The organism is Pseudomonas sp. LBUM1664, from assembly GCF_059695895.1.
Genome location: NZ_CP166791.1, coordinates 2,378,862 through 2,402,324, shown reverse-complemented (window position 1 = coordinate 2,402,324; position 23,463 = coordinate 2,378,862). Strand labels below are relative to the sequence as shown.

Here is a 23,463-nt window from a genome sequence, read left to right as displayed (position 1 = left end):
ACTTTGAACCATGGCCACTATCCACGTAGACGGCAAAGAGCTCGAAGTCGATGGCGCAGACAACCTGTTACAGGCGTGTCTGTCGCTGGGCCTCGACATTCCTTATTTCTGCTGGCACCCCGCCCTTGGCAGCGTTGGCGCCTGTCGCCAGTGCGCGGTCAAGCAGTACACCGACGAAAACGACAAACGTGGTCGGATCGTCATGTCCTGCATGACCCCCGCCACTGACGGCAGCTGGATCTCCATCGACGACGAAGAAGCGAAAGTGTTTCGCGCCAGCGTCGTCGAATGGCTGATGACCAACCACCCTCACGACTGCCCGGTCTGTGAGGAAGGCGGCCACTGCCACCTGCAAGACATGACCGTGATGACCGGCCACAACGAGCGCCGTTATCGCTTCACCAAACGCACCCACCAGAACCAGCAGTTGGGCCCGTTCATCTCCCACGAAATGAACCGCTGCATCGCCTGCTACCGCTGCGTGCGTTTCTACAAGGACTACGCCGGCGGCACCGACCTGGGCGTATTCGGCGCCCACGACAACGTGTACTTCGGTCGTGTTGAAGACGGCACCCTGGAAAGCGAGTTCTCCGGCAACCTCACCGAGGTCTGCCCGACCGGTGTGTTCACCGACAAGACTCACTCCGAGCGCTACAACCGCAAGTGGGACATGCAGTTCTCGCCGAGCATCTGCCATGGCTGCTCCAGCGGCTGCAACATCTCCCCGGGCGAGCGCTACGGTGAACTGCGTCGTATCGAAAACCGCTTCAACGGTTCGGTCAACCAGTACTTCCTGTGTGACCGTGGCCGTTTCGGCTATGGCTACGTCAACCGCCCGGACCGCCCTCGCCAGCCGCTGCTGGCCAACGGCGCCAAGCTGAGCCTGGACGAAGCCCTGGACAAGGCCGCCGAACTGCTGCGCGGTCGCAACATCGTCGGCATCGGCTCGCCACGGGCCAGCCTGGAAAGCAACTACGCCCTGCGTGAACTGGTCGGTGCCGAGCACTTCTACAGCGGTATCGAAGCCGGTGAACTGGAGCGCATCCGCCTGGTGCTGCAAGTGCTCAAGGACAGCCCGCTGCCCGTACCGACGATGCGCGACATCGAAGACCACGACGCCGTGTTCGTCCTTGGCGAAGACCTGACCCAGACTGCCGCCCGCATGGCCCTGGCCTTGCGTCAGTCGGTCAAGGGCAAGGCCGAAGACATGGCCGACGCCATGCGCGTCCAGCCGTGGCTCGACGCCGCCGTGAAGAACATCGGCCAGCACGCACTGAACCCTTTGTTCATCGCAAGCCTGGCTGAAACCAAGCTCGACGACGTGGCCGAGGAATGCGTCCACGCCGCCCCCGACGACCTGGCACGCATCGGTTTTGCCGTGGCCCACGCCCTGGACGCCAGCGCCCCGGCCGTCGACGGCCTGGACAGCGAAGCGGCCGCACTGGCCCAGCGCATTGCCGCTGCCCTGCTGGCCGCCAAGCGCCCATTGATCATCGCTGGCACCTCCCTGGGTTCCAAGGCGCTGATCGAAGCGGCCGCCAACATCGCCAAGGCATTGAAGCTGCGGGAGAAGAACGGCTCCATCAGCCTGATCGTGCCCGAAGCCAACAGCCTCGGCCTGGCCATGCTCGGTGGCGAATCGGTTGATGCGGCCCTGCAAGCGGTGATCGACGGCAGCGCCGACGCCATCGTGGTGCTGGAAAACGACCTGTACACCCGCACTGACAACGCCCGAGTGGACGCCGCCCTGAACGCCGCGAAAGTGGTGATCGTCGCCGACCATCAGAAAACCGCCACCGCCGACCGCGCCCACCTGGTGCTGCCGGCGGCGAGCTTCGCCGAAGGCGACGGTACGCTGGTCAGCCAAGAAGGCCGCGCCCAGCGCTTCTTCCAAGTGTTCGACCCGCAATATCTGGACGCCAGCATCCTGGTACACGAAGGCTGGCGCTGGTTGCACGCCCTGCGCGCCACCCTGCTGAACCAGCCGATCGACTGGACGCAACTGGACCACGTCACCGCAGCCTGCGCTTCGAGCTCCGCGCAACTGGCGGCAATCGTCGACGCTGCACCGTCCGCCGCGTTCCGTATCAAAGGCCTGAAACTGGCCCGTGAACCGCTGCGCTACAGCGGCCGCACCGCCATGCGCGCGAACATCAGCGTTCACGAACCGCGTACCCCGCAAGACCAGGACACCGCGTTCTCGTTCTCCATGGAAGGTTACTCGGGCTCCGCCGAACCGCGCTCACAAGTGCCGTTCGCCTGGTCGCCGGGCTGGAACTCGCCGCAAGCCTGGAACAAGTTCCAGGACGAAGTCGGCGGTCACCTGCGTGCCGGTGACCCGGGCACTCGCCTGATCGAAAGCCAGGGCGACGGCCTCAACTGGTTCGCCAGTGTGCCGCGTGCCTTCAACCCGGCACCGGGCACTTGGCAGGTCGTGCCGTTCCATCACCTGTTCGGCAGCGAAGAGAACTCTTCCAAAGCCGCGCCGGTGCAGGAACGCATCCCGGCCGCCTACGTATCGCTGGCCAAGTCCGAAGCCGATCGACTGGGCGTCAACGACGGTGCCCTGCTGAGCCTGAACGTTGCCGGCCAGACCCTGCGTCTGCCGCTGCGCATCAGTGAAGAACTGGGCGCCGGCCTGGTGGCCCTGCCAGCCGGTCTGGCGGGTATTCCACCGGCGGTATTCGGCAAAACCGTTGACGGTCTGCAGGAGGCAGCGCAATGAGCTGGTTCACCCCTGAAGTGATCGATGTGATCCTGACGGTCCTCAAGGCCATCGTGATCCTGCTGGCCGTGGTGGTCGCAGGCGCCTTGCTGAGCTTCGTCGAACGTCGCCTGCTGGGCTGGTGGCAAGACCGCTACGGTCCGAACCGTGTTGGCCCGTTCGGCATGTTCCAGATCGCCGCCGACATGATCAAGATGTTCTTCAAGGAAGACTGGACGCCGCCGTTTGCCGACAAGGTGATCTTCACCCTGGCACCGGTGGTGGCCATGAGCGCCTTGCTGATCGCCTTCGCGATCATCCCCATCACCCCGACCTGGGGCGTGGCGGACCTGAACATCGGCCTGCTGTTCTTCTTCGCCATGGCCGGCCTGTCGGTGTATGCGGTGCTGTTCGCCGGTTGGTCGAGTAACAACAAGTTCGCCCTGCTGGGCAGCCTGCGGGCCTCGGCCCAGACCGTGTCCTACGAGGTGTTCATGGGCCTGTCGCTCATGGGCATCGTGATCCAGGCCGGTTCGTTCAACATGCGCGAGATCGTCGAGTACCAGGCCCAGAACCTGTGGTTCATCATTCCTCAGTTCTTCGGGTTCTGTACGTTCTTCATCGCCGGCGTGGCCGTGACTCACCGTCACCCCTTCGACCAGCCAGAAGCGGAACAGGAACTGGCCGACGGTTACCACATTGAATATGCCGGCATGAAATGGGGCATGTTCTTCGTCGGTGAATACATCGGCATCATCCTGATCTCGGCGCTGCTGGTGACGTTGTTCTTTGGTGGCTGGCACGGTCCGTTCGGCATCTTGCCGCAACTGTCCTTCGTCTGGTTCGCCCTCAAGACCGCGTTCTTCATCATGCTGTTCGTCCTGCTGCGCGCCTCGATCCCGCGCCCACGCTACGACCAGGTGATGGACTTCAGCTGGAAATTCTGCCTGCCGCTGACCCTGATCAACATGCTGGTGACCGCTGCGATCGTTTTGATGAACGCGCCTGCGGCCGCGGTTCAGTGAGGATTTGACCCATGTTCAAATATATTGGCGACATCGTTAAGGGTACCGGTACCCAACTACGAAGCCTGGTCATGATCTTCGGCCATGGCTTTCGCAAGCGCGACACCCTGCAATACCCTGAAGAGCCGGTCTACCTGGCGCCGCGTTATCGCGGCCGCATCGTCCTGACCCGCGACCCCGACGGCGAGGAGCGCTGCGTGGCCTGCAACCTGTGCGCCGTGGCGTGCCCGGTGGGCTGCATCTCCCTGCAGAAAGCTGAAACCGAAGACGGTCGCTGGTACCCGGACTTCTTCCGCATCAACTTCTCGCGCTGCATTTTCTGCGGCCTCTGCGAGGAAGCCTGCCCGACCACCGCGATCCAGCTCACGCCGGATTTCGAAATGGCCGAGTTCAAACGTCAGGACCTGGTGTACGAGAAAGAAGATCTGTTGATTTCCGGTCCCGGTAAAAACCCTGATTACAACTTCTATCGTGTTGCAGGTATGGCCATTGCCGGTAAGCCCAAAGGCGCCGCGCAGAATGAAGCCGAACCGATCAACGTGAAGAGCTTGCTGCCTTAAGGAAGAAAGATGGAATTCGCTTTCTATTTCGCATCGGGTATCGCGGTGGTGTCCACGCTTCGTGTGGTCACCAACACCAACCCTGTGCACGCCCTGCTCTACCTGATCATTTCGCTGATCGCCGTGGCCATGACCTTCTTCGCCCTCGGCGCGCCGTTTGCCGGTGCCTTGGAAGTGATCGCCTACGCTGGCGCCATCATGGTGCTGTTCGTGTTCGTGGTGATGATGCTGAACCTGGGCCCGGCCGCGGTCCAGCAAGAACGCTCCTGGCTCAAGCCCGGCATCTGGGCAGGACCGGTGATCCTCGCCGCCCTGCTGCTGGGTGAACTGCTGTATGTGCTGTTCGCTCACCAGAGCGGCCAGGCCATCGGCCACACCACCGTAGGCGCCAAGGCCGTGGGCATCAGCCTGTTCGGCCCGTACCTGCTGGCGGTCGAACTCGCCTCGATGCTGCTGCTTGCCGCAGCCGTCACGGCGTTCCATTTAGGCCGTAACGAGGCGAAGGAGTAATCACATGCCTGCTATCCCTCTCGAGCATGGTCTGGCGGTTGCCGGCATCCTGTTCTGTCTCGGTCTGGTTGGCCTGATGGTCCGCCGTAACATTCTGTTCGTGCTGATGAGCCTGGAGGTCATGATGAATGCCTCCGCCCTGGCCTTCATCGTCGCGGGCGCTCGCTGGGCCCAGCCGGATGGACAGATCATGTTCATCCTGGTGATCAGCCTGGCAGCCGCCGAGGCCAGTATTGGCCTGGCGATTCTGTTGCAGCTGTATCGCCGCTTCCACACTCTCGATATCGACGCTGCCAGCGAGATGCGCGGATGAACCTGATCTTTCTGACTTTCGTATTTCCCCTCATGGGTTTCCTGCTGCTGTCGTTTTCACGCGGCCGCCTCTCGGAAAACCTTTCGGCGCTGATTGGCGTGGGTTCCATTGGCCTGTCTGCCATCGTCACGGCCTACGTGATCTGGCAATTCAACGTCGCTCCACCCGAGGGTGGTGTGTACGTGCAGGTGCTGTGGCGGTGGATGGCGGTGGAAGGCTTCACGCCAAACTTCGCCCTATACCTGGACGGCCTGTCGGTGACCATGCTCGGCGTGGTGGTCGGCGTGGGTTTCCTGATCCACCTGTTCGCCTCCTGGTACATGCGCGGTGAAGCCGGTTACTCGCGCTTCTTCGCCTACACCAACCTGTTCATCGCCAGCATGCTGTTCCTGGTGCTGGGCGATAACCTGTTGTTCCTGTATTTCGGCTGGGAAGGCGTGGGCCTGTGCTCGTACCTGTTGATCGGTTTCTACTACAGCAACCGCAACAACGGTAACGCCGCGCTCAAGGCGTTCATCGTGACCCGGATCGGCGACGTGTTCATGGCCATCGGCCTGTTCATCCTGTTCCAGCAACTGGGCACGCTGAATATCCAGGAACTGCTGGTCAAGGCACCGGAACACTTCAAGGTCGGTGACTTCTGGATTGTCCTGGCGACCCTGATGCTGCTGGGCGGTGCCGTCGGTAAGTCCGCGCAACTGCCGCTGCAAACCTGGCTGGCGGACGCAATGGCCGGTCCTACCCCGGTGTCGGCCCTGATCCACGCCGCCACCATGGTGACCGCCGGTGTCTACCTGATCGCCCGTACCCACGGCCTGTTTGCCCTGGCGCCAGACATCCTGCACCTGGTCGGCATCGTTGGTGGCGTGACCCTGGTGCTGGCCGGTTTTGCCGCGCTGGTACAGACCGACATCAAGCGCATCCTCGCCTACTCGACCATGAGCCAGATCGGCTACATGTTCCTGGCGCTGGGCGTCGGCGCCTGGGAGGGCGCGATCTTCCACTTGATGACCCACGCCTTCTTCAAGGCCCTGCTGTTCCTTGCTTCCGGTGCGGTGATCGTTGCCTGCCACCACGAGCAGAACATCTTCAAGATGGGCGGCCTGTGGAAGAAACTGCCGTTGGCCTACACCAGTTTCATCGTCGGCGGCGCAGCCCTGTCGGCCTTGCCACTGGTCACCGCCGGCTTCTACTCCAAGGACGAGATCCTCTGGGAAGCGTTCGCCAGCGGTAACCAGGGTCTGCTCTATGCCGGCCTGGTGGGTGCATTCATGACCTCTCTGTACACCTTCCGCCTGATCTTCATCGCGTTCCACGGTGAAGCCAAGACCGACGCCCACGCCGGCCACGGCATTGCCCACTGGCTGCCGCTGTCGGTGCTGATCGTGCTGTCGACCTTCGTCGGCGCCATGATCACGCCACCGCTGGCCGATGTGCTGCCACAAAGCGTCGGCCACGCCGGCGGCGAAGCCAAGCACAGCCTGGAAATCGCCTCGGGTGCCATCGCCCTGGCCGGTATCCTGCTGGCTGCCCTGCTGTTCCTGGGCAAGCGTCGTTTCGTCACGGCGATCGCCAACAGCGGCATCGGGCGTTTCCTTTCGGCCTGGTGGTTCGCCGCCTGGGGCTTCGACTGGATCTACGACAAACTGTTCGTCAAGCCATACCTTGCGATCAGCCACATTCTGCGCAAAGACCCGCTCGACCAGACCATTGGCCTGATCCCGCGCATGGCCAAGGGCGGCCACACTGCCCTGAGCCGTACCGAGACCGGTCAACTGCGTTGGTATGCGGCTTCCATGGCGGCTGGCGCCGTGCTGGTTATCGGCGCCATCGTGCTGGTAGCGGTCTGATATGAACCTTGCGAACTTGCGAAAGGAAACGAGCCCGTCATGATTCTGCCCTGGCTAATCCTGATCCCCTTTATCGGCGGCCTGCTGTGCTGGATTGCGGAGCGTTCCAGCTCCACCCTCCCGCGCTGGATTGCGCTGCTGACCATGTCCCTGGAACTCGCGCTCGGCCTCTGGCTGTGGGCGACCGGCGACTATTCATTCGCTCCGGCCCCTGGCGCCGATCCGACCTGGGCGCTTGAATTCAAGCACGTCTGGATCGCACGCTTCGGCATCAGCGTGCACCTGGCCCTCGACGGCCTGTCGCTGCTGATGATCCTGCTGACCGGCCTGCTGGGTATCCTTTCGGTACTCTGCTCCTGGAAAGAGATCCAGCGTCACGTCGGCTTCTTCCACCTGAACCTGATGTGGATCCTGGGCGGTGTCATCGGCGTGTTCCTGGCGCTGGACCTGTTCATGTTCTTCTTCTTCTGGGAAATGATGCTGGTGCCGATGTACTTCCTCATCGCGCTCTGGGGTCACAGTTCTTCGGACGGCAAGAAAACCCGGATCTACGCCGCGACCAAGTTCTTCATCTTCACCCAGGCTTCCGGCCTGATCATGTTGGTGGCGATCCTCGGTCTGGTGCTGGTCAACTTCAACAACACCGGCGTGATTACCTTCAACTACGCCGATCTGTTGAAAGTGCAGATGTCCAAGACCACCGAGTACGTGCTGATGCTGGGCTTCTTCATCGCTTTCGCGGTGAAGCTGCCCGTGGTGCCGTTCCACTCCTGGCTGCCGGACGCCCACGCCCAGGCACCGACCGCTGGTTCCGTGGACCTGGCCGGTATCCTGCTCAAGACTGCGGCCTATGGCCTGCTGCGCTTCGCGTTGCCGTTGTTCCCCAATGCCTCGGCCGAGTTCGCGCCGATCGCCATGACCCTGGGTCTGATCGGGATTTTCTACGGTGCGTTCCTGGCCTTCGCCCAGACCGACATCAAGCGCCTGATCGCCTTCTCCAGCGTTTCGCACATGGGCTTCGTGCTGATCGGGATCTACTCCGGCAGCCAGCTCGCCCTGCAAGGCGCGGTGATCCAGATGCTGGCCCACGGTCTGTCGGCCGCAGCGCTGTTTATCCTCAGCGGCCAGTTGTACGAACGCCTGCACACCCGGGACATGCGTGAGATGGGTGGCCTGTGGTCGCGCATCGCTTACCTGCCGGCCATCAGCCTGTTCTTCGCAGCCGCGTCCCTGGGCCTGCCGGGCACCGGTAACTTCGTCGGCGAGTTCCTGATCCTGATCGGCACCTTCGTCAGTGCGCCGTGGATCACTGCCATCGCCACGTCCGGCCTGGTGTTCGGTTCGGTCTACTCGCTGATCATGATCCACCGCGCCTACTTCGGCCCGTCCAAGTCGGACGAAGCGCTGCGCGGCATGGACGGTCGCGAACTGATCATGGTGCTCGGCCTTGCGGTGCTGCTGGTTTACCTCGGCGTTTCCCCGCAACCGTTCCTCGACACCTCTGCCGCCACGATGCATGGCGTGCAGCAGTGGCTCGGCACCGCCTTCTCTCAACTCGCTTCGGCCCGGTAAGAGCGCTATGGAATTCACGATTCAACACTTTATCGCGCTTGCGCCGCTGTTGATCACCAGCGCCACGATCATCGTGGTGATGCTGGCGATCGCCTGGCGGCGCAATCACTCACAGACCTTCCTGCTGTCGGTGGCGGGGCTGAACCTGGCCCTGCTGTCGATTCTGCCGGCGCTTAAAGTCGCGCCATTGGCGGTGACGCCTCTGCTGCAGATCGACAGCTTCGCCTGCCTGTACATGGCGCTGATCCTGGTCGCCACCCTGGCCTGTGTCACCCTCGCCCACGCCTACCTCGGCGACGGCGGTTCGGGTTACCCGGGCAACCGCGAAGAACTGTACCTGCTGATCCTGATGGCCGCCGCCGGTGGCTTGGTGCTGGTCAGCGCGCAGCACCTGGCCAGCCTGTTCATCGGCCTGGAACTGCTGTCGGTGCCGGTCTACGGCCTGGTGGCCTACGCCTTCTTCAACAAGCGCTCCCTGGAAGCTGGCATCAAGTACATGGTGCTGTCGGCAGCCGGTTCGGCGTTCCTGTTGTTTGGTATGGCCCTGCTCTACGCCGAGGCTGGCACCCTGAACTTCAACGGCATCGGCCAGGCCTTGGCGGCCACCGGCCTGCCTAGCCCGATCGCGCAACTGGGCCTGGGCATGATGCTGATCGGTTTGGCCTTCAAGCTGTCGCTGGTGCCCTTCCACCTCTGGACCCCGGACGTCTACGAAGGCGCCCCGGCGCCAGTGGCGGCGTTCCTCGCCACCGCCTCGAAAGTGGCAGTGTTCGCGGTGATGGTGCGTCTGTTCCAGATCTCGCCAGTGGCCAGCAGCGGTGTGCTGAGCAACGTGCTGACCATTATCGCCATCGCGTCGATCCTGTTCGGTAACCTGCTGGCTCTGACCCAGAGCAACCTCAAGCGTCTGCTGGGTTACTCGTCCATCGCCCACTTCGGTTACCTGCTGATCGCGTTGATCGCCAGCAAGGGCCTGGCCGTGGAAGCCATCGGCGTGTACCTGGTCACCTACGTGATCACCAGCCTCGGCGCGTTCGGCGTGATCACCCTGATGTCCTCGCCGTACAACGGCCGCGACGCTGACGCCCTGTACGAATACCGCGGCCTGTTCTGGCGCCGTCCGTACCTGACTGCCGTGCTGACCGTGATGATGCTGTCCCTGGCCGGCATCCCGCTGACCGCGGGTTTCATCGGCAAGTTCTACATCATCGCCACCGGCGTCGAGGCTCACCAATGGTGGCTGGTCGGCTCCCTGGTGCTGGGCAGTGCCATCGGCGTGTTCTACTACCTGCGCGTGATGGTCACCCTGTACCTGATGGAACCGAACCTGCGTCGCCACGATGCCGAGTTGCACTGGGAACAGAAGGCAGGCGGCGTGATGCTGCTGGCCATCGCCCTGTTGGCGTTCTTCCTCGGCGTGTACCCGCAGCCGTTGCTGACCCTGGTTCAGCAGGCGGGTTTGACTGGCTGATCGGCTAAGTGTCGTAGCCATGAAAAATGCCCGTATCGTGAGATACGGGCATTTTTTTTGGGGGATGTAGAAGCGGCCGACGCCGGGCTATCCTGAGTCGGTTGACCATCAACGTCACGAAGGGGAAAGGGTTTGGGCATCGACATCGACTGCGTGGTGGTGGGCGCGGGCGTCATCGGCCTCGCCGTGGCCCGGGAAATGGCCCTGGCCGGTCACGAAGTGCTGCTGATCGAGGCCAGTGAGGCCATTGGCATGGGCACCAGTTCACGAAACTCCGAAGTCATCCACGCTGGCATCTATTACCCACCGGGCAGTCTCAAGGCGCAGTTGTGCGTCGAAGGCCGACAAAGGCTGTATGACTATTGTGAAAGCCACGGGGTCGCGACCCGCAGGCTCGGCAAGTTGATCGTCGCCAAGGATCAGGCGCAGGTGGCCGGGCTCGAGGCGTTATTGAAACGCGGTTTGACCAATGGTGTGGACGACCTGCGCCTGCTCGATCAACAGCAGGCACTGGACCTGGAGCCGGCACTGGCGTGTGTCGCCGCGCTGTATTCGCCCTCCACCGGTATCGTCGACTCCCATGCCCTGATGCTGGCCTTGCAGGGCGATGCTGAATCGGCCGGCGCGAACATCGCATTCCACACGCCTTTGCTAAGGGCTCGGATCATCGACGAGGGCTTGCTGCTGGAGTTGGGCGGCACGGCGCAGATGAGTGTGTCTTGCCGGCGACTGATCAACGCCGCCGGCCTGCAGGCGCCTACCCTCGCCCGCCGCATCGAGGGCCTGCCGCCACAATCGGTGCCCGATGATTATTTGTGCAAGGGCAACTACTTCAGCCTGGCCGCACGCGCGCCCTTCCGACATCTGGTCTACCCCGCTCCGGAGGCCGCCGGCCTGGGCATCCACATGACCTTGGACCTGGCGGGCCAGGCCCGCTTCGGCCCTGACATCGAATGGGTCGAGGGCGAAGACTACCGGGTCGATCCGGCCCGGGCCGAGGCTTTTTACCCTGCGATTCGCAATTACTGGCCCGGCTTGCCGGACCAGAGCCTGCAAGCGGGCTACAGCGGCATCCGCCCGAAAATCTGCGCTCCGGGCGAGCCTGCCCGCGACTTTCTCATCAGCGGCAAAGCCGAGCATCAGGTGCCGGGGCTGATCAACCTGTTCGGGATTGAATCGCCGGGGCTGACGTCTTGCCTGGCGATTGCCGGTCGGGTCCGGCAACTGATCGAAAGCGTTTAGCCATCAGCGCAAAGTGCAAGGCATTTTCCCCGCTCTCATGCAGCTTGCACGAACATAAAAAAAAGAGTCAACACAACTAACTGTTTTTAAACGGTTTTTTATTACACTTCGGCTGGCACGGCTGATGCAATTTACCTTTTACGCGGCGTCGGCGCTTGAAGCTGACCCGCATCCGTGATGAATTGCCAGGAGCTACTTATGAACGCCATCGACCTGTTGAAAGCCGACCATGAACGCGTCAAAGCCATTCTGACCCAACTGAGCGAATCCACTGATCGCGCCGTCAAGAAGCGCACCGATCTGTTGGCAAAATTGGAAATGGAAATTTCCATCCACACCCGTCTGGAAGAAGAGATTCTTTATCCGGCTTTCAAGCAAGCAGGCAGCAAGGACGAGGCCGAAATGTATTACGAGGCCAAGGAAGAACACCGCACCGTCGATTCGCTGGTCCTGCCGGACCTGAAAACCACCGATCCGACCCAGCCGGAATTTGCCGGCCGCGTGAAAGTGGTCAAGGAACTGCTTGAGCACCACATCGAAGAAGAAGAGAAGGAGATGTTCCCTCAAGCAAAAAAACTGCTGGGCAAAGCAAAACTGGATGCCCTGGGTGAAGAAATGGAAACCATGAAAGCGCAGTACAAAAAAGAACTGAGCAGCGCTAACCTCGCTGCCTGATCAAAGCGCCGTGGATGCTTCAGCCGTCATATGACGGCTGAATGCGTTACGGCGCTTTATTGCATCTGTTCGCGCAAGAATTCCACCAGCGCCTGCACCTGGCGTGAACTTTGACGATGTTGCGGGTAAACCGCCGACAGCGTCAGCGGCTCGGTCTCAAAGCCCTCCAGCACCTTGATCAATCGACCGTCCTTGAGTGCCTCCCCGAGGATAAAAGTTGGCAGGTAGGTAATGCCCATTGCGGCGATGGCCGCATCCCTGAGCAAATCGCCGTTGTTGGCGCGCATGCGTCCCGTGACCTCCAGCGTCAACGGTTTGCCGACACCCGCGAATCGCCACTGGACCTGGCGGCTGTGTCCATAGGGTAGGCAGTCATGATTGCGCAAGTCTTCAGGTCGCATGGGTGTGCCCCGTTGCGCCAGGTAGGCCGGGCTGGCGCAGTACACCCGTTCGATGGTCGCGATGCGTCGCGCGATCAAGGTCGAATCTTCCAGCACGCCGATCCGCAGCGCCAGGTCATAGCCCTCCCCCAGCAGGTCCACCGAGCGGTCGCTGAGGTCTACCTCTACGCTGACGTCTTGATAGCGCTGCAGAAACAGCGGCAACAGGCTGCTCAGGTGCGTCACGCCAAAGGACAGCGGTGCGCTGAGACGAATGGTGCCGCGGGGCTCGTTGGTCTGGCCGCTGATGCCCTGCTCCACCTGTTCGACTTCGCTGAGCAGGCGCAGCGCCGCTTCGTGATAGCGCTGGCCCAGGGGCGTGACGTCCAGCCGTCGCGTCGAGCGATTGAGCAGGCGTACGCCCAGGCGCTGCTCCAGTTCCATGAGCTTGCGGCTGACAAACTGCTTGGACAGCCCCAACTTGTCCGCCGCAGCAGTGAAACTGCCCGACTCCATGACCTGGGCAAAGATGCGCATTTCTTCGAAGGGGTTCATTGTCATTCCAGGGTGGACAGTCCGGATGTTCTGTTGGGCATTGTGGTCGGGTTGAGGCAGGTTGGGAAGGTGTTGGATGTGCCGCCGTCATCGCGCAGCCGCAAGACCTGTGGGAGCAAAGCTTGCTCGCGATAGCGGTGGATCAGCCTGAAAGAAGTGGATGCCAAGCGCAAAAAAACGCCCGCACAAGGCGGGCGTCGTCCAGCAGCAATCACTCAGCTTACTTGGCAGCCATCGCCGAATAGCTGTTCATCAGGTTGCGGTAGTTCGGGATGCGCGGCGACAGCAGGTTCGCCAGGCCTTCCATGTCGTTACGCCAGTCACCCTGAAGCTCACACGCTACCGAGAACCAGTTCACCAGCTGCGCACCCGCGGCCGCCATGCGCGCCCAGGCCGCTTGCTGCACGGTTTCGTTGAAGGTGCCCGAGGCGTCGGTGACCACGAAAACTTCAAAGCCTTCAGCCAGCGCCGACAAGGTTGGGAACGTCACGCAAACGTCGGTCACCACACCGGCGATGATCAACTGCTTACGGCCGGTAGCCTTTACAGCGTTGACGAAATCTTCGTTGTCCCAGGCGTTGATCTGGCCTGGACGTGGAATGTACGGCGCATCCGGGAACAGCTCTTTCAACTCCGGCACCATTGGGCCGTTCGGACCATTTTCGAAACTGGTGGTCAGGATGGTCGGCAGTTTGAAGAACTTCGCCAGGTCCGCCAGGGCCAGGACGTTGTTCTTGAACTCGTTGGGCGAGAAGTCCTGGACCAGGGAAATCAGGCCGGTCTGGTGATCGACCAGCAGGACGACCGCGTCGTCCTTGTTCAGGCGTTGGATAGCGGAAACGTTGCTCATGGGATGACTCCTTTGGATGGGTACTTCAAAAACTGTGGGAGCGAGCCTGCTCGCGATAGCGCAGTGTCAGCTTGCGAAGACGTCGGATGCGCCGACGCCTTCGCGAGCAAGCCCGCTCCCACAGGGGGATATCTGTGTGTCAGTCAGAAGGCGAAGCAGGAGCAGCCAAACGCGCCCCAGAAACCTTGGAAATCGCTAACCGGAACGTTCGACAGCCGCGCCCGCTCATGGCTATGGGAGTGCACCGTGCACGGACCGCTGCACTGGTGAACGTGCGCCTGCAACGGTGAAGTCGGGCGCCAGTGACCCGGGACCTTGACCACCGGCGACCAGTCCGGCAGTACCGGGACGCTGGCCGGCCCAAGTTTTTCGAAGTCGCCGGCGGCATACACCACCTTGCCGCCCACCACGGTCAGCACGGACTCGATCCACTTGATGGCTTCTTCCTCGACGCTGAAGAAATCCGCGCTCAAGGCCACCACGTCCGCCAGTTGGCCGACCTTGATCTGGCCTTTCTTGCCCTGCTCCGACGAGAACCAGGCGCTGCCATGGGTAAACAGCTCCAACGCGGTCAGGCGCGGCAGGCCTTCTTCGTGCAACGACAGGCCACCCACCGTGCGGCCACTGACCATCCAGTACAGCGAGGTCCAGGGGTTGTAGCTCGACACTCGGGTGGCGTCGGTGCCAGCACCTACCGGCACGCCTTCGGCCAGCATGCGCTTGATCGGCGGCGTGGCTTCGGCGGCCTTGGCACCGTAGCGGTCGACGAAGTATTCACCCTGGAAGGCCATGCGATCCTGGATCGCGATACCGCCGCCCAGCGCCCGGACCCGTTCGATGTTCTGCGGCGTGATGGTCTCGGCGTGGTCGAAAAACCAGGGCAGGCCGTTGAACGGAATGTCACGGTTGACCTTCTCGAACACATCGAGCATGCGGCTGATGGATTCGTCATAGGTGGCATGCAGGCGGAACGGCCAGCGTTGCTCCACCAGGTGACGGACCACCGGCTCCAGATCCTGCTCCATGCCGGGCGGCAGGTCCGGACGCGGCTCCAGGAAGTCCTCGAAATCTGCCGCCGAGAACACCAGCATTTCACCGGCGCCGTTATGCCGCAGGAAATCATCGCCCTGGTGCAACTTGACGCTACCGGTCCAGTTCTTGAAGTCAGAGAGTTCTTCCTTGGGCTTCTGGGTGAACAGGTTGTAGGCGATGCGCACCGTCAACTGCTGCTCCCGCGCCAACTGTTCGATCACCGCATAATCGTCCGGGTAATTCTGGAAGCCACCGCCAGCATCAATGGCGCTGGTCAGCCCCAGTCGATTGAGTTCACGCATGAACTGGCGCGTGGAGTTGACCTGGTACTCCAGGGGCAACTTCGGCCCCTTGGCCAGGGTCGAGTAAAGGATCATTGCATTGGGCCGTGCCACCAACATGCCGGTGGGCTCGCCCTTGCTGTCGCGGACAATCTCGCCGCCCGGCGGGTTCGGTGTGTCACGGGTGTAGCCGGCCACCCGCAGCGCCGCGCGGTTGAGCAAGGCACGGTCATACAGGTGCAACACGAACACCGGGGTGTCGGGGGCGGCCTGGTTGAGTTCTTCCAGGGTCGGCATGCGTTTTTCGGCAAACTGAAATTCGTTCCAACCACCCACTACCCGAACCCACTGCGGTGTCGGCGTGCGATCGGCCTGGTCCTTGAGCATGCGCAAGGCATCGGCCAGGGACGGGACCCCTTCCCAACGCAGCTCCAGGTTGTAGTTCAGGCCGCCGCGGATCAGGTGCAAGTGCGAGTCGTTGAGCCCGGGAATGACGGTGCGGCCCTTGAGGTCGATGACCTGGGTGCCGCTGCCGCGCAAGGCCATGGCCTGGGCGTCGGTGCCCACGGCAACGAACGTGCCCTGGCTGATGGCCACGGCACTGGCCCGTGGATTTTCCCGGTCTACGGTGTGGAATTGACCATTGAACAGAATCAGATCGGCGTTCATCGGATTTCCCTTCGACAATGGATGTGCGGACACATCAAGATAAATACAGTCCGTGGCGAGGGAGCTTGCTCCCGGTGGGCTGCGAAGCGGCCCCAAAAAGAGCGGACGCTACGCGCCCGAGCGGGAGCAAGCTCCCTCGCCACAACAGTGCTTGGCACAACAATGTTTGGCACAACAGCTCGGCAATGCTTATTCCAGGTGTTCGTGGGCCTTTGAGGCTTGGAGCCAGGGCGCGAACAGCCGGGTCGCCAGGGGCATGCACACGTACACCACCGAGATCACGATGGTCAGGGTGATCAGGAACGTGGCGACCAGGTAGTTGGAGAGAAACCCATTGAGCTTCAACAATGGCCCCCAGATCAGTGGCACCAGCAAGGTGTGCGGCAAGATGACCAGCAGCGACACCACGGCCTGTTTCCAGCGCGGCGGCGGTGTGGAGGCATCCGCCAAGGGGGCGAACCAGAATTCCTTGTGCGGCGCGATTTCGGTCTGGTCACCGTCGGCCAGCAAGGGAGTGGCCTCCTCCACCAGTTCGCGGCGCTCGGGCGAATCCAGCCAGCGTTGCATGGCCTCGGTGGAGCAGAAACGCAGTACGCAGGTGAACAGCGACAAGCCACCCTGCTTGCCCCGGACCACATCCACTCCCAGGTGCCCCGGCCGTTGACCGGCCACGCGTACGATGCGTCGCAACCAGACCTCGTAGGCCGCGTCCTGACCGGCCTTGATCCGGTGCTTGACCACCAGGGTCACTATTTCGTCGAAGCCAGGTTTGGCAGGGCTCGCAATGGGTTCAACGGTTTGAGATTCAGACATGGCGAAGCACTCCAACAAAACGGGTGTTCAGCGCCAGGCGTCCAGGCCCGGCGATGAATACGCTGGTAAATACAATCAGCAGCAACCAGCCGAACTGCCCTTCTTCCAGGCTCCACTGTGTGTGCACCACCAGCAGCGCCACGGCCAGCAGAAACAGGATAGGCAGGCACGCCAGGCGCACCAGGACACCGGTCATGATCAGCAACGGACACAGCACCTCGGCAAAAATCGCCAGGATCAGGGTGGGCGCCGCGCCAAGGTGAAACGGGTCTTCGATACGGGTCAGTTCAACGCTGTAATGCAGCAGCTTCGGCAGCCCATGGACCCACAGCAAAAACAGCGCGCCGCTCAGGCGCAGGCATAACAAGCCCAGATCCTGCAGGGGGCGTTCGTCAGAGAGGTTCATCGGTGAGCGCCGTGCGGGTCCGTCGCGGCCGTTGTCGGCAACGGTTGGGACATGTGGGTGGCAATGCGCGAACGCAGCCAGCGCTCGGCCGGGTCGTTGTCATGCACACCGCTCCAGACCATCGACAGCTCGGCGGCATTGATCTCGAACGGCGGATCCTCGGCGCGCAGCGCACAGCCTTCCACCAGCGCGCAGGCCGCGTAGTCGGGCACGGTGGCGATCAGTTCGGTGCCGGCCAGCAAGGCCCGCAGCCCACTGAATTGCGGCACCGCCAGCACCACTTTGCGGGCCCGGCCGATACGGGCCAGGTCCAGGTCGATGTTGCCGCTCAGATCGCCCGAGAACGAAACCATGGCATGAGGCCGCGAGCAGTATTCGTCGAGGGTCATCGGCCCCGGGCGCTTGTCGCCGCGCAGGATCTTGCAGGGGATGTCGCGCAGTTTCTTGCGCTTGGCGTTGGCCGGCAAATCCGTGGTGTAACTGACACCGACGCTGATTTCGCCGCTGGCCAGCAGCGACGACATCAACAGAAAATTAGCCCGACGCACGACCACTATGATGCCGGGCGCTTCTTCGCGCAGTTGGGTCAGCAAGGGTGGAAACAGCCCGAATTCGGCATCGTCGGATAGACCGATGCGAAACACGTCAGAACTGGTGGACGGATCGAAAGCCTTGGCCCGGCTGACGGCGCCGGAAATGGTATCCATAGCAGGCTGCAGCTCCTGCAGAATCGACAGGGCCCGCGGGGTCGGTTCCATGCCGCGACCGTGGCGTATCAGCAGCGGATCATCGAACAGATCCCGTAGCCGCCCCAGCGCCGCGCTCACCGCCGGCTGGCCCATGAACAGCTTTTCGGCGACGCGGGTCAGGTTCTTCTCGAACATCAGCGCCTCGAAGATCACCAGCAGGTTCATGTCGAGACGGCGTAGATCGTTGCGATTCATGGGTTTCGATCCTTTGAATACAAGGTACCGGCGCGGGTGTCAGCCCGCGCCGGCACACTTCAGCCCTGGATGAACGCCAGCAGGTCCGCGTTCAGCCGGTCCTTGTGGGTATCGGTCAGGCCGTGGGGTGCGCCTGGGTAAACCAGCAGCTGTGAGTTTTTGAGCAACTTGGCGGCCGCGATGCCGGCGGTTTCGATCGGCACCACTTGGTCGTCATCGCCGTGAACCACGAGGGTCGGCACGTCGATATTGCGCAGGTCTTCGGAAAGGTCCGTCTCCGAGAACGCCTTGATGCAGTCGTAAGTGTTTTTGTGACCGGCGAGCATGCCCTGCATCCAGAACCAATCGATCATGCCCTGGGACACTTTGGCACCCGGCCGATTGGCGCCGAAAAACGCGCTGGCCACATCTTTGTATAGCTGAGAACGGTCAGCCAGAGAGGCTTGGCGGAAACCGTCGAACACTTCGACGGGCAAGCCACCAGGGTTGGACGGGGTCTTGACCATCAGCGGCGTCACTGCCGAGATCAGCCCGAGCTTGGCGACGCGAGCGGCGCCGTGGCGGCCGAGGTAGCGTGCCACTTCGCCACCGCCGGTGGAGAAGCCCAGCAACACCGCTCCGTTCAGGTCCAGCCGCTCGATCAGCTCGGCCAGGTCATCGGCGTAGGTGTCCATGTCGTTGCCGTCCCAAGGCTGGCTGGAACGCCCGTGCCCGCGGCGGTCATGGGCGATCACCCGGTAACCGTTGGACGCCAGGAACATCATCTGCGCCTCCCAACTGTCCGAGTTCAACGGCCAGCCGTGGCTGAAAACCACCGGTTGACCAGTGCCCCAGTCCTTGTAGTAAATCTCGGTGCCGTCGCGGGTGATGAAAGTGCTCATGACATGACTCCTTGAGGTGGGTGGATCGTTCAATGGTCCGGCCACAGGCGTCATCTGCGTGAGTTAAACGTTGTTAATTTTTTCGGGACTGCGGTGTTAAAAAACCGCTTTCGTGGCGAGGGAGCTTGCTCCCGCTGGACTGCGCAGCAGCCCTCAAACTGACACCTCGGCGTGTCAGATTTATTGGGGATTGGGCTTTTGGGGCCGCTTCGCGGCCCAGCGGGAGCAAGCTCCCTCGCCACAGGTTCTTCTGTTGGCAACCACAGGGGTCTGTGGCTGGCACGCAGCCCCGGGAAGCCTCGTCGCCGTTGCGCTTGAAGCCAAACCTGAGGAATATGCTCGGGTAAAGCCCCTGCACCGGGATCAGAACATTGAGAGCAACATGAGCCAATTCCTCAGCCTGCCCGTCGAAAAGACTGTGCATTTCGGCCCTTACCGGGTCCATCCGCGCCAACGCCTGGTGCTGGAAGCCGGGCAACCGTTGCGACTGGGGCGGCGGGCGGTGGAGATTCTGCTGGTGCTGCTCGAACACGCCGGGCAGGTGGTGAGCAAACAACAATTGATCGCCCGTGTCTGGCCCAAGAGTGTCGTGGAAGACACCAACCTGCGGGTGCACGTCGCGGCACTGCGCAAGGCGCTAGGCGATGGCCAGGCCGGCCAGCGTTACATCGTCACCGTGGCGCAACGCGGCTACAGTTTTGTCGCGCCAGTGTCACTTGAGCCACTCGAGCAACTGGCGCGCATCCCTCACCCTTCACTGGCCTGTAACCTGCCGCTGCCCTGCACCCGAATGATCGGACGCCAGGCATTGGTGCAAAGCCTGGTGGACCAGTTACCGCGCAAACGCTTCATCACCCTGGTCGGTACCGGAGGCATCGGCAAGACCACTGTCGCCCTGCGGGTTGCCGAACGGCTGATCGGCCACTACCACGATGGCACTTATCTGCTGGACCTGGCGGCGCTCAGCGACCCGACCATGATCGCCCCCAACCTGTGTGCGCTGCTGGACCTGCCGCTGCATGACGGCGACCCGCTGGACGCCATCGCCCGGCAGGTCAAGGAGCGGCATCTGTTGCTGCTGATCGACAACTGCGAACACCTGATCGATACCGTCGCCCAGCTCAGCGAAACCTTGCTGCGCGGTGCCCCTCACCTGCATATCCTGGCCACCAGCCGCGAAAGCCTGCGGGCCGAAGGCGAACACGTGCAGCGTCTGGATTCCTTGGCGTTCCCGCCGAGGGAGATGCCCATCGAGGGATATCCGGCCCTGGAGTACCCGGCGTTGCAATTGTTCGCCGAGCGGGCGCTGGCCAGCCATGACGGCTTCGAACTGACCGACCGCGAGGTGCCGTTGGTGGTCGACATCTGCCAGCGGCTGGACGGCATTCCCCTGGCAATCGAATTGGCCGCTGCTCAGATCGGCCCCTTCGGGCTGGTGGAGCTTCACCGGCAACTGCAGAGCAGCGTCGCCCTGCTCCACCACGACACCGCCACACCGCGTCAACAAACCCTGCGCGCCACGCTGGACTGGAGCTTCGCGCTGCTCACCCCGTGCGAGCAGACCTGCCTGCGGCGGCTGGCGGTGTTCATGGGCAGTTTCAACCTGGCGTCGGCGGCGGCGGTGATCGTCGGCCAGCATGTCGCGCCCGACCAGGTGCTGGTGTCGGTCAGCCAACTGGTCGCCAAATCGTTGCTCAACGTAGAAATTGGCGATGAAGAAGTGCGTTATCGCCTGCTGGACACCACCCGCAGCTACGCCTTGGAAAAACTCGCCGAAGCCGGGGAACTGCCTACCAGCCGGGAGCGCCACGCCGAGCGCTGCCTGACGCTCATGGAACAGGCCGAAAACGACTGGAAGAACACCCCCACGCGGCTGTGGATCGACCGCTATGCAGCCTATCGCGACGACATTCGTGCAGCACTCGACCGGGGGTTGGCCCCCCAGGGCTCCCACACCATAGCGATCCGCCTGACCGCCCGTACCCTGCCCCTCTGGCAGGAGCTGTCGCTGCTCAAGGAGCACGGGCTGTATGTCAGAAAAGCGCTGAAATTATTACGGGCCAGCCCCACGCCGTGCCCAAAGCTGACCCTCGCCCTGGAACTGGCCCGCGGCAGTTTCAACTACCACACCGAGGGGGGTACGCCGACCACCATCAGCGCCTTTGTCACTGCCCGGCAACTGGCGCAGCAATGCCAGGACCTGACCGGCGAGCTGCGGGCCGTGTCGGGGCACATGACCGTCAACCTCAGTTGCGGCAACTACCAACAGGCGCTTGAACAAAGCCAGGATTTCGACCGACTGGGCCTGCACGCAGACCCGATCCTCTCCTTGAGCACCCAACGCCTGCGCGTGCTGGCGCTACATTTTGCCGGCGACCAGAGCGCGGCGCGACGCGATGCCGAGCAAGTGATCCAGCGTCTGGCCCAGAGCGGTCACCTCAGTCATTTCACCCACGGCTTCGGCGTGCAATACGATCAGAGCGTGGCCGCGCTGACGATTCTGGCGCGCATCCTCTGGCTGCAAGGGTTTGCCGAGAAAGCCCGGCGCACCGCCAACCTCGCGCTGCAGATCGCCTTGCAGATCAACCACGGCACTTCGATCTGCTACACCCTGGCGATGAGCGGTTGCGTGATCGCGCGCTACAACGGTGACCATTTAATTGCCCGGCAAAGGCTCGAATTGTTGCACCACCAGGCCAAAAAACATTCAGTGATGTTGTTCAACGACTGGGCTCGCCATTACGCCTGTGCATTCGATGGCGAAACCCTGGAGGCAAGCCCGACCACGGCCGGGCTGATCCAGGACATCGTTGTCACACTGCGCGCCGACTTCGTCAGCCCGGCGCAAATCGAGCGTGCCCACAGTGGTGCCGCAGGCTGGTGCTCGGCGGAAATCCTGCGGGCCAGCGCCGAAGCCTTGCTCGCGCAGAACGACCGATCGCTGGAGGCGCGCGCCGAAGACCAGCTGCTGGCCGCCCTGGCCGTGGCCCGCCGCCACAATGCCCTGGCCTGGGAACTGCGCAGCGCCCTGTCCCTGGCCCGGTTATGGCAACGGCGGGGTCAGGCGCACGCCGCGCTGGATCTGCTTGGGCCAGTCTATCGGCGTTTCAACGAAGGCTTCGATACCCCCGACCTACAGGAAGCCGACGCGCTGCTCCAGCAGTTGACTCGACGGCTCGGGCCTTGAACGGCGCTTGCCCCACGCTTCTTGCAGCACGTACTGCCGATGGAACAAATGCCATTGGCCACAGCGCCGCAGTTTTTCCCGGGCATAGGCGCGGGTGGTCTGAAGCAGGTGATAGCGCTCCCCTTCGGGACCCTGCTCCACCATCAGCAGGGATTGACTGACCAGCCGTGCCAGCAGTTCGGGCAGTTGGTCCATGCCCAGCTCAGCGCAACTGATCACGGCCATCGCGGCCTTTAGGGTAAACGGCGCATCGAACACCGCCAGACGCTGGAATGCCGCTTGTTCGTCGCCACTCAAGCGTTCGAAACTCCAGTCCAGCGTAGCTTCCAGGCTTTGGTGCCGGGCCTGCGCGGTACGCCTTCCGTGACTCAAGAGTGATAGGCCATGGACCAACTGCTCCAAGACGCCGGACACGCCCAAGGTGCCGACCTGGGCCGCCGCCAGCTCCAGCGCCAGCGGCAACCCGTCCAGGCGCTGGCAGATCTGAGCAATGGTCACCAGATCGCGGCCACTTGGCTTGGAGCCTTGCTGCAGGGCGCCGACCCGATCAATCAACAACTGCACCGCCGGGCACGCCACTATCTGGTGCTCAGCTTCAAGGGGGGACGCCACTGCCAAGCCGGGCAGTGGCACGACCCGTTCATCAGTGAGGTTCAGGGGTTCGCGGCTGCTGAGCAGCAGCGACACCCCTGGTGCCAAGGCACGCAGCGCCAGGGCAAGTTGGCGGCACGCATCGAGCACATGCTCACAGCCATCGAGCACCAACAACATCCGACACGGCGTTAGCTGCTGGCCCAAAGGTCCGCACGCCAGACCGAGGGTGCGAGCAACCTGCGCCGACACCTGCGAGGGGTCGCTGATGGCGGACAGATCAACAAACCAGGCACCGTCGTCAAAGTGTTCCAGCAACAGCTCCGCCACCCGCAACACCACGGTGGTTTTGCCGACGCCGCCCGGGCCGGTCACGGTGGTCAGGGGTTGACGGGGCACTTCGCCCAGCAACCGTCCCAACACTTTATCGCGACCGATCAACGGGCTCAGGCGTGCGGGCAGGTTATGTCGCTCGGGCAGTCTGGCGACAGGCCGTTCGACGTCCCCTTGCGCAACCAAAGGCGCCGTAAAGCAATAGCCTTGCCGGGGATGATTGAGGATGTAGCAACAACCGTCCCGTCCGTTACCGAAGGCCCGCCGTAGCGCCGCGATATGCACCCGCAGGTTGATCTCTTCCACGACCCTGTCAGGCCAGACGCGCGCGATGAGCGCCTGCTTGCTGACGAAGGTGCCGGCGTGTTCAACCAGCACCTGGAAAATGTCCAGGGCGCGTCCGCCCAGCGCCAAGGGCTTGCCGTCACGGGTGACCAGTCGCTGCTGCCGGTAGAAGGTAAACGGACCGAAGCCCACCGCCGGCTCGGTATCGGGTTTGACGAAACTGTTCATGGGCGATCCAGCGCCGGATAACCGGTCCGGGCATGGCGTTGCGGATCACCGAACGCGTCTGCCCTGGCTCCTGCGCATCCTTTCCAGAGGGTTCGCCTTTATCTTG

Annotated in this window: 19 protein-coding genes; 11 read left to right on the top strand and 8 right to left on the bottom strand. The window is 62.5% G+C overall.

Going from position 1 to position 23,463, the window contains the following annotated elements; genetic code table 11:
• The first annotated feature begins 10 nt into the window (after positions 1 to 10).
• The 10 genes from nuoG (at position 11) to ACA047_RS11250 (ending at position 11,922) form a co-directional block, all read left to right on the top strand.
• Positions 11 to 2,725 (top strand): NADH-quinone oxidoreductase subunit NuoG, encoded by a 2,715-nt coding sequence (gene nuoG / locus ACA047_RS11295; protein WP_497359263.1) that lies wholly within the window; start codon positions 11 to 13, stop codon positions 2,723 to 2,725.
• The gene (gene nuoH / locus ACA047_RS11290) at positions 2,722 to 3,729 is read left to right on the top strand and encodes an NADH-quinone oxidoreductase subunit NuoH (protein WP_497359262.1); all 1,008 of its coding nucleotides are present in this window, start codon (positions 2,722 to 2,724) and stop codon (positions 3,727 to 3,729) included. Before nuoG ends, nuoH begins: the two co-directional genes overlap by 4 nt.
• A gap of 11 nt (positions 3,730 to 3,740) precedes the next feature.
• On the top strand, positions 3,741 to 4,289 hold the full coding sequence (gene nuoI, locus ACA047_RS11285) for an NADH-quinone oxidoreductase subunit NuoI (RefSeq protein WP_003180051.1): 549 nt from the start codon (positions 3,741 to 3,743) through the stop codon (positions 4,287 to 4,289).
• A 9-nt stretch (positions 4,290 to 4,298) separates the two neighbouring features.
• Complete coding sequence (nuoJ, locus tag ACA047_RS11280) at positions 4,299 to 4,799, top strand: NADH-quinone oxidoreductase subunit J (RefSeq protein WP_497359261.1); 501 nt, start codon at positions 4,299 to 4,301, stop codon at positions 4,797 to 4,799.
• A gap of 4 nt (positions 4,800 to 4,803) precedes the next feature.
• A complete protein-coding gene (gene nuoK / locus ACA047_RS11275; RefSeq protein ID WP_003180046.1) occupies positions 4,804 to 5,112 on the top strand; it encodes an NADH-quinone oxidoreductase subunit NuoK in 309 nt (102 codons plus the stop codon).
• Complete coding sequence (gene nuoL / locus ACA047_RS11270) at positions 5,109 to 6,962, top strand: NADH-quinone oxidoreductase subunit L (protein WP_497359260.1); 1,854 nt, start codon at positions 5,109 to 5,111, stop codon at positions 6,960 to 6,962. Before nuoK ends, nuoL begins: the two co-directional genes overlap by 4 nt.
• Before the next feature lie 39 nt (positions 6,963 to 7,001).
• Positions 7,002 to 8,534, top strand: coding sequence for an NADH-quinone oxidoreductase subunit M (gene nuoM, locus ACA047_RS11265; protein ID WP_497359259.1), 1,533 nt, complete (start codon positions 7,002 to 7,004; stop codon positions 8,532 to 8,534).
• Positions 8,535 to 8,541: 7 nt separating this feature from the next.
• Positions 8,542 to 10,005 (top strand): NADH-quinone oxidoreductase subunit NuoN, encoded by a 1,464-nt coding sequence (gene nuoN, locus ACA047_RS11260; RefSeq protein WP_497359258.1) that lies wholly within the window; start codon positions 8,542 to 8,544, stop codon positions 10,003 to 10,005.
• Between the two features lie 132 nt (positions 10,006 to 10,137).
• On the top strand, positions 10,138 to 11,247 hold the full coding sequence (locus ACA047_RS11255; protein ID WP_497359257.1) for an NAD(P)/FAD-dependent oxidoreductase: 1,110 nt from the start codon (positions 10,138 to 10,140) through the stop codon (positions 11,245 to 11,247).
• A 198-nt stretch (positions 11,248 to 11,445) separates the two neighbouring features.
• On the top strand, positions 11,446 to 11,922 hold the full coding sequence (locus tag ACA047_RS11250; RefSeq protein WP_497359256.1) for a PA2171 family ribosome-binding persister protein: 477 nt from the start codon (positions 11,446 to 11,448) through the stop codon (positions 11,920 to 11,922).
• A gap of 56 nt (positions 11,923 to 11,978) precedes the next feature.
• On the opposite strand, the gene ACA047_RS11245 is transcribed toward ACA047_RS11250, so the two are convergent.
• The 7 genes from ACA047_RS11245 to ACA047_RS11215 form a co-directional block, all read right to left on the bottom strand.
• Entirely contained in the window at positions 11,979 to 12,857 is an 879-nt protein-coding gene (locus tag ACA047_RS11245; RefSeq protein WP_497359255.1) for a LysR family transcriptional regulator, read from the bottom strand.
• A gap of 220 nt (positions 12,858 to 13,077) precedes the next feature.
• On the bottom strand, positions 13,078 to 13,707 hold the full coding sequence (gene ycaC / locus ACA047_RS11240; protein ID WP_497359254.1) for an isochorismate family cysteine hydrolase YcaC: 630 nt from the start codon (positions 13,705 to 13,707) through the stop codon (positions 13,078 to 13,080).
• Between the two features lie 143 nt (positions 13,708 to 13,850).
• On the bottom strand, positions 13,851 to 15,689 hold the full coding sequence (locus ACA047_RS11235; protein ID WP_497359253.1) for an amidohydrolase: 1,839 nt from the start codon (positions 15,687 to 15,689) through the stop codon (positions 13,851 to 13,853).
• Positions 15,690 to 15,878: 189 nt separating this feature from the next.
• Positions 15,879 to 16,502 (bottom strand): antibiotic biosynthesis monooxygenase, encoded by a 624-nt coding sequence (locus tag ACA047_RS11230; RefSeq protein WP_497359252.1) that lies wholly within the window; start codon positions 16,500 to 16,502, stop codon positions 15,879 to 15,881.
• Complete coding sequence (locus ACA047_RS11225; protein ID WP_497359251.1) at positions 16,495 to 16,908, bottom strand: DoxX family protein; 414 nt, start codon at positions 16,906 to 16,908, stop codon at positions 16,495 to 16,497. Before ACA047_RS11225 ends, ACA047_RS11230 begins: the two co-directional genes overlap by 8 nt.
• Positions 16,905 to 17,852 carry a LysR family transcriptional regulator gene (locus tag ACA047_RS11220; protein WP_497359250.1) on the bottom strand — a complete coding sequence of 316 codons (948 nt, stop codon included), beginning with the start codon at positions 17,850 to 17,852 and terminating at the stop codon, positions 16,905 to 16,907. Before ACA047_RS11220 ends, ACA047_RS11225 begins: the two co-directional genes overlap by 4 nt.
• 59 nt (positions 17,853 to 17,911) lie before the next feature.
• Entirely contained in the window at positions 17,912 to 18,733 is an 822-nt protein-coding gene (locus ACA047_RS11215) for an alpha/beta fold hydrolase (RefSeq protein ID WP_497359249.1), read from the bottom strand.
• Positions 18,734 to 19,115: 382 nt separating this feature from the next.
• Between ACA047_RS11215 and ACA047_RS11210 the strand changes: the two genes are divergently transcribed.
• Positions 19,116 to 21,920: an ATP-binding protein gene (locus tag ACA047_RS11210; protein ID WP_497359248.1), complete on the top strand. Its 2,805-nt coding sequence runs from the start codon at positions 19,116 to 19,118 to the stop codon at positions 21,918 to 21,920.
• Here ACA047_RS11210 and ACA047_RS11205 read toward each other — a convergent pair.
• Positions 21,867 to 23,357 (bottom strand): ATP-binding protein, encoded by a 1,491-nt coding sequence (locus ACA047_RS11205; protein WP_497359247.1) that lies wholly within the window; start codon positions 23,355 to 23,357, stop codon positions 21,867 to 21,869. The genes ACA047_RS11210 and ACA047_RS11205 overlap by 54 nt on opposite strands.
• Positions 23,358 to 23,463: the final 106 nt, after the last annotated feature.

Excerpts from the sequence above, each read along its gene's own strand:
- nuoG (WP_497359263.1), top strand. The coding sequence starts at position 11 with ATGGCCACTATCCACGTAGACGGCAAAGAGCTCGAAGTCGATGGCGCA.
- nuoH (WP_497359262.1), top strand. The coding sequence starts at position 2,722 with ATGAGCTGGTTCACCCCTGAAGTGATCGATGTGATCCTGACGGTCCTC.
- nuoI (WP_003180051.1), top strand. The coding sequence starts at position 3,741 with ATGTTCAAATATATTGGCGACATCGTTAAGGGTACCGGTACCCAACTA.
- nuoJ (WP_497359261.1), top strand. The coding sequence starts at position 4,299 with ATGGAATTCGCTTTCTATTTCGCATCGGGTATCGCGGTGGTGTCCACG.
- nuoK (WP_003180046.1), top strand. The coding sequence starts at position 4,804 with ATGCCTGCTATCCCTCTCGAGCATGGTCTGGCGGTTGCCGGCATCCTG.
- nuoL (WP_497359260.1), top strand. The coding sequence starts at position 5,109 with ATGAACCTGATCTTTCTGACTTTCGTATTTCCCCTCATGGGTTTCCTG.
- nuoM (WP_497359259.1), top strand. The coding sequence starts at position 7,002 with ATGATTCTGCCCTGGCTAATCCTGATCCCCTTTATCGGCGGCCTGCTG.
- nuoN (WP_497359258.1), top strand. The coding sequence starts at position 8,542 with ATGGAATTCACGATTCAACACTTTATCGCGCTTGCGCCGCTGTTGATC.
- ACA047_RS11250 (WP_497359256.1), top strand. The coding sequence starts at position 11,446 with ATGAACGCCATCGACCTGTTGAAAGCCGACCATGAACGCGTCAAAGCC.
- ACA047_RS11245 (WP_497359255.1), bottom strand. The coding sequence starts at position 12,857 with ATGAACCCCTTCGAAGAAATGCGCATCTTTGCCCAGGTCATGGAGTCG.
- ycaC (WP_497359254.1), bottom strand. The coding sequence starts at position 13,707 with ATGAGCAACGTTTCCGCTATCCAACGCCTGAACAAGGACGACGCGGTC.
- ACA047_RS11235 (WP_497359253.1), bottom strand. The coding sequence starts at position 15,689 with ATGAACGCCGATCTGATTCTGTTCAATGGTCAATTCCACACCGTAGAC.
- ACA047_RS11230 (WP_497359252.1), bottom strand. The coding sequence starts at position 16,502 with ATGTCTGAATCTCAAACCGTTGAACCCATTGCGAGCCCTGCCAAACCT.
- ACA047_RS11225 (WP_497359251.1), bottom strand. The coding sequence starts at position 16,908 with ATGAACCTCTCTGACGAACGCCCCCTGCAGGATCTGGGCTTGTTATGC.
- ACA047_RS11220 (WP_497359250.1), bottom strand. The coding sequence starts at position 17,852 with ATGAATCGCAACGATCTACGCCGTCTCGACATGAACCTGCTGGTGATC.
- ACA047_RS11215 (WP_497359249.1), bottom strand. The coding sequence starts at position 18,733 with ATGAGCACTTTCATCACCCGCGACGGCACCGAGATTTACTACAAGGAC.
- ACA047_RS11210 (WP_497359248.1), top strand. The coding sequence starts at position 19,116 with ATGAGCCAATTCCTCAGCCTGCCCGTCGAAAAGACTGTGCATTTCGGC.
- ACA047_RS11205 (WP_497359247.1), bottom strand. The coding sequence starts at position 23,357 with ATGAACAGTTTCGTCAAACCCGATACCGAGCCGGCGGTGGGCTTCGGT.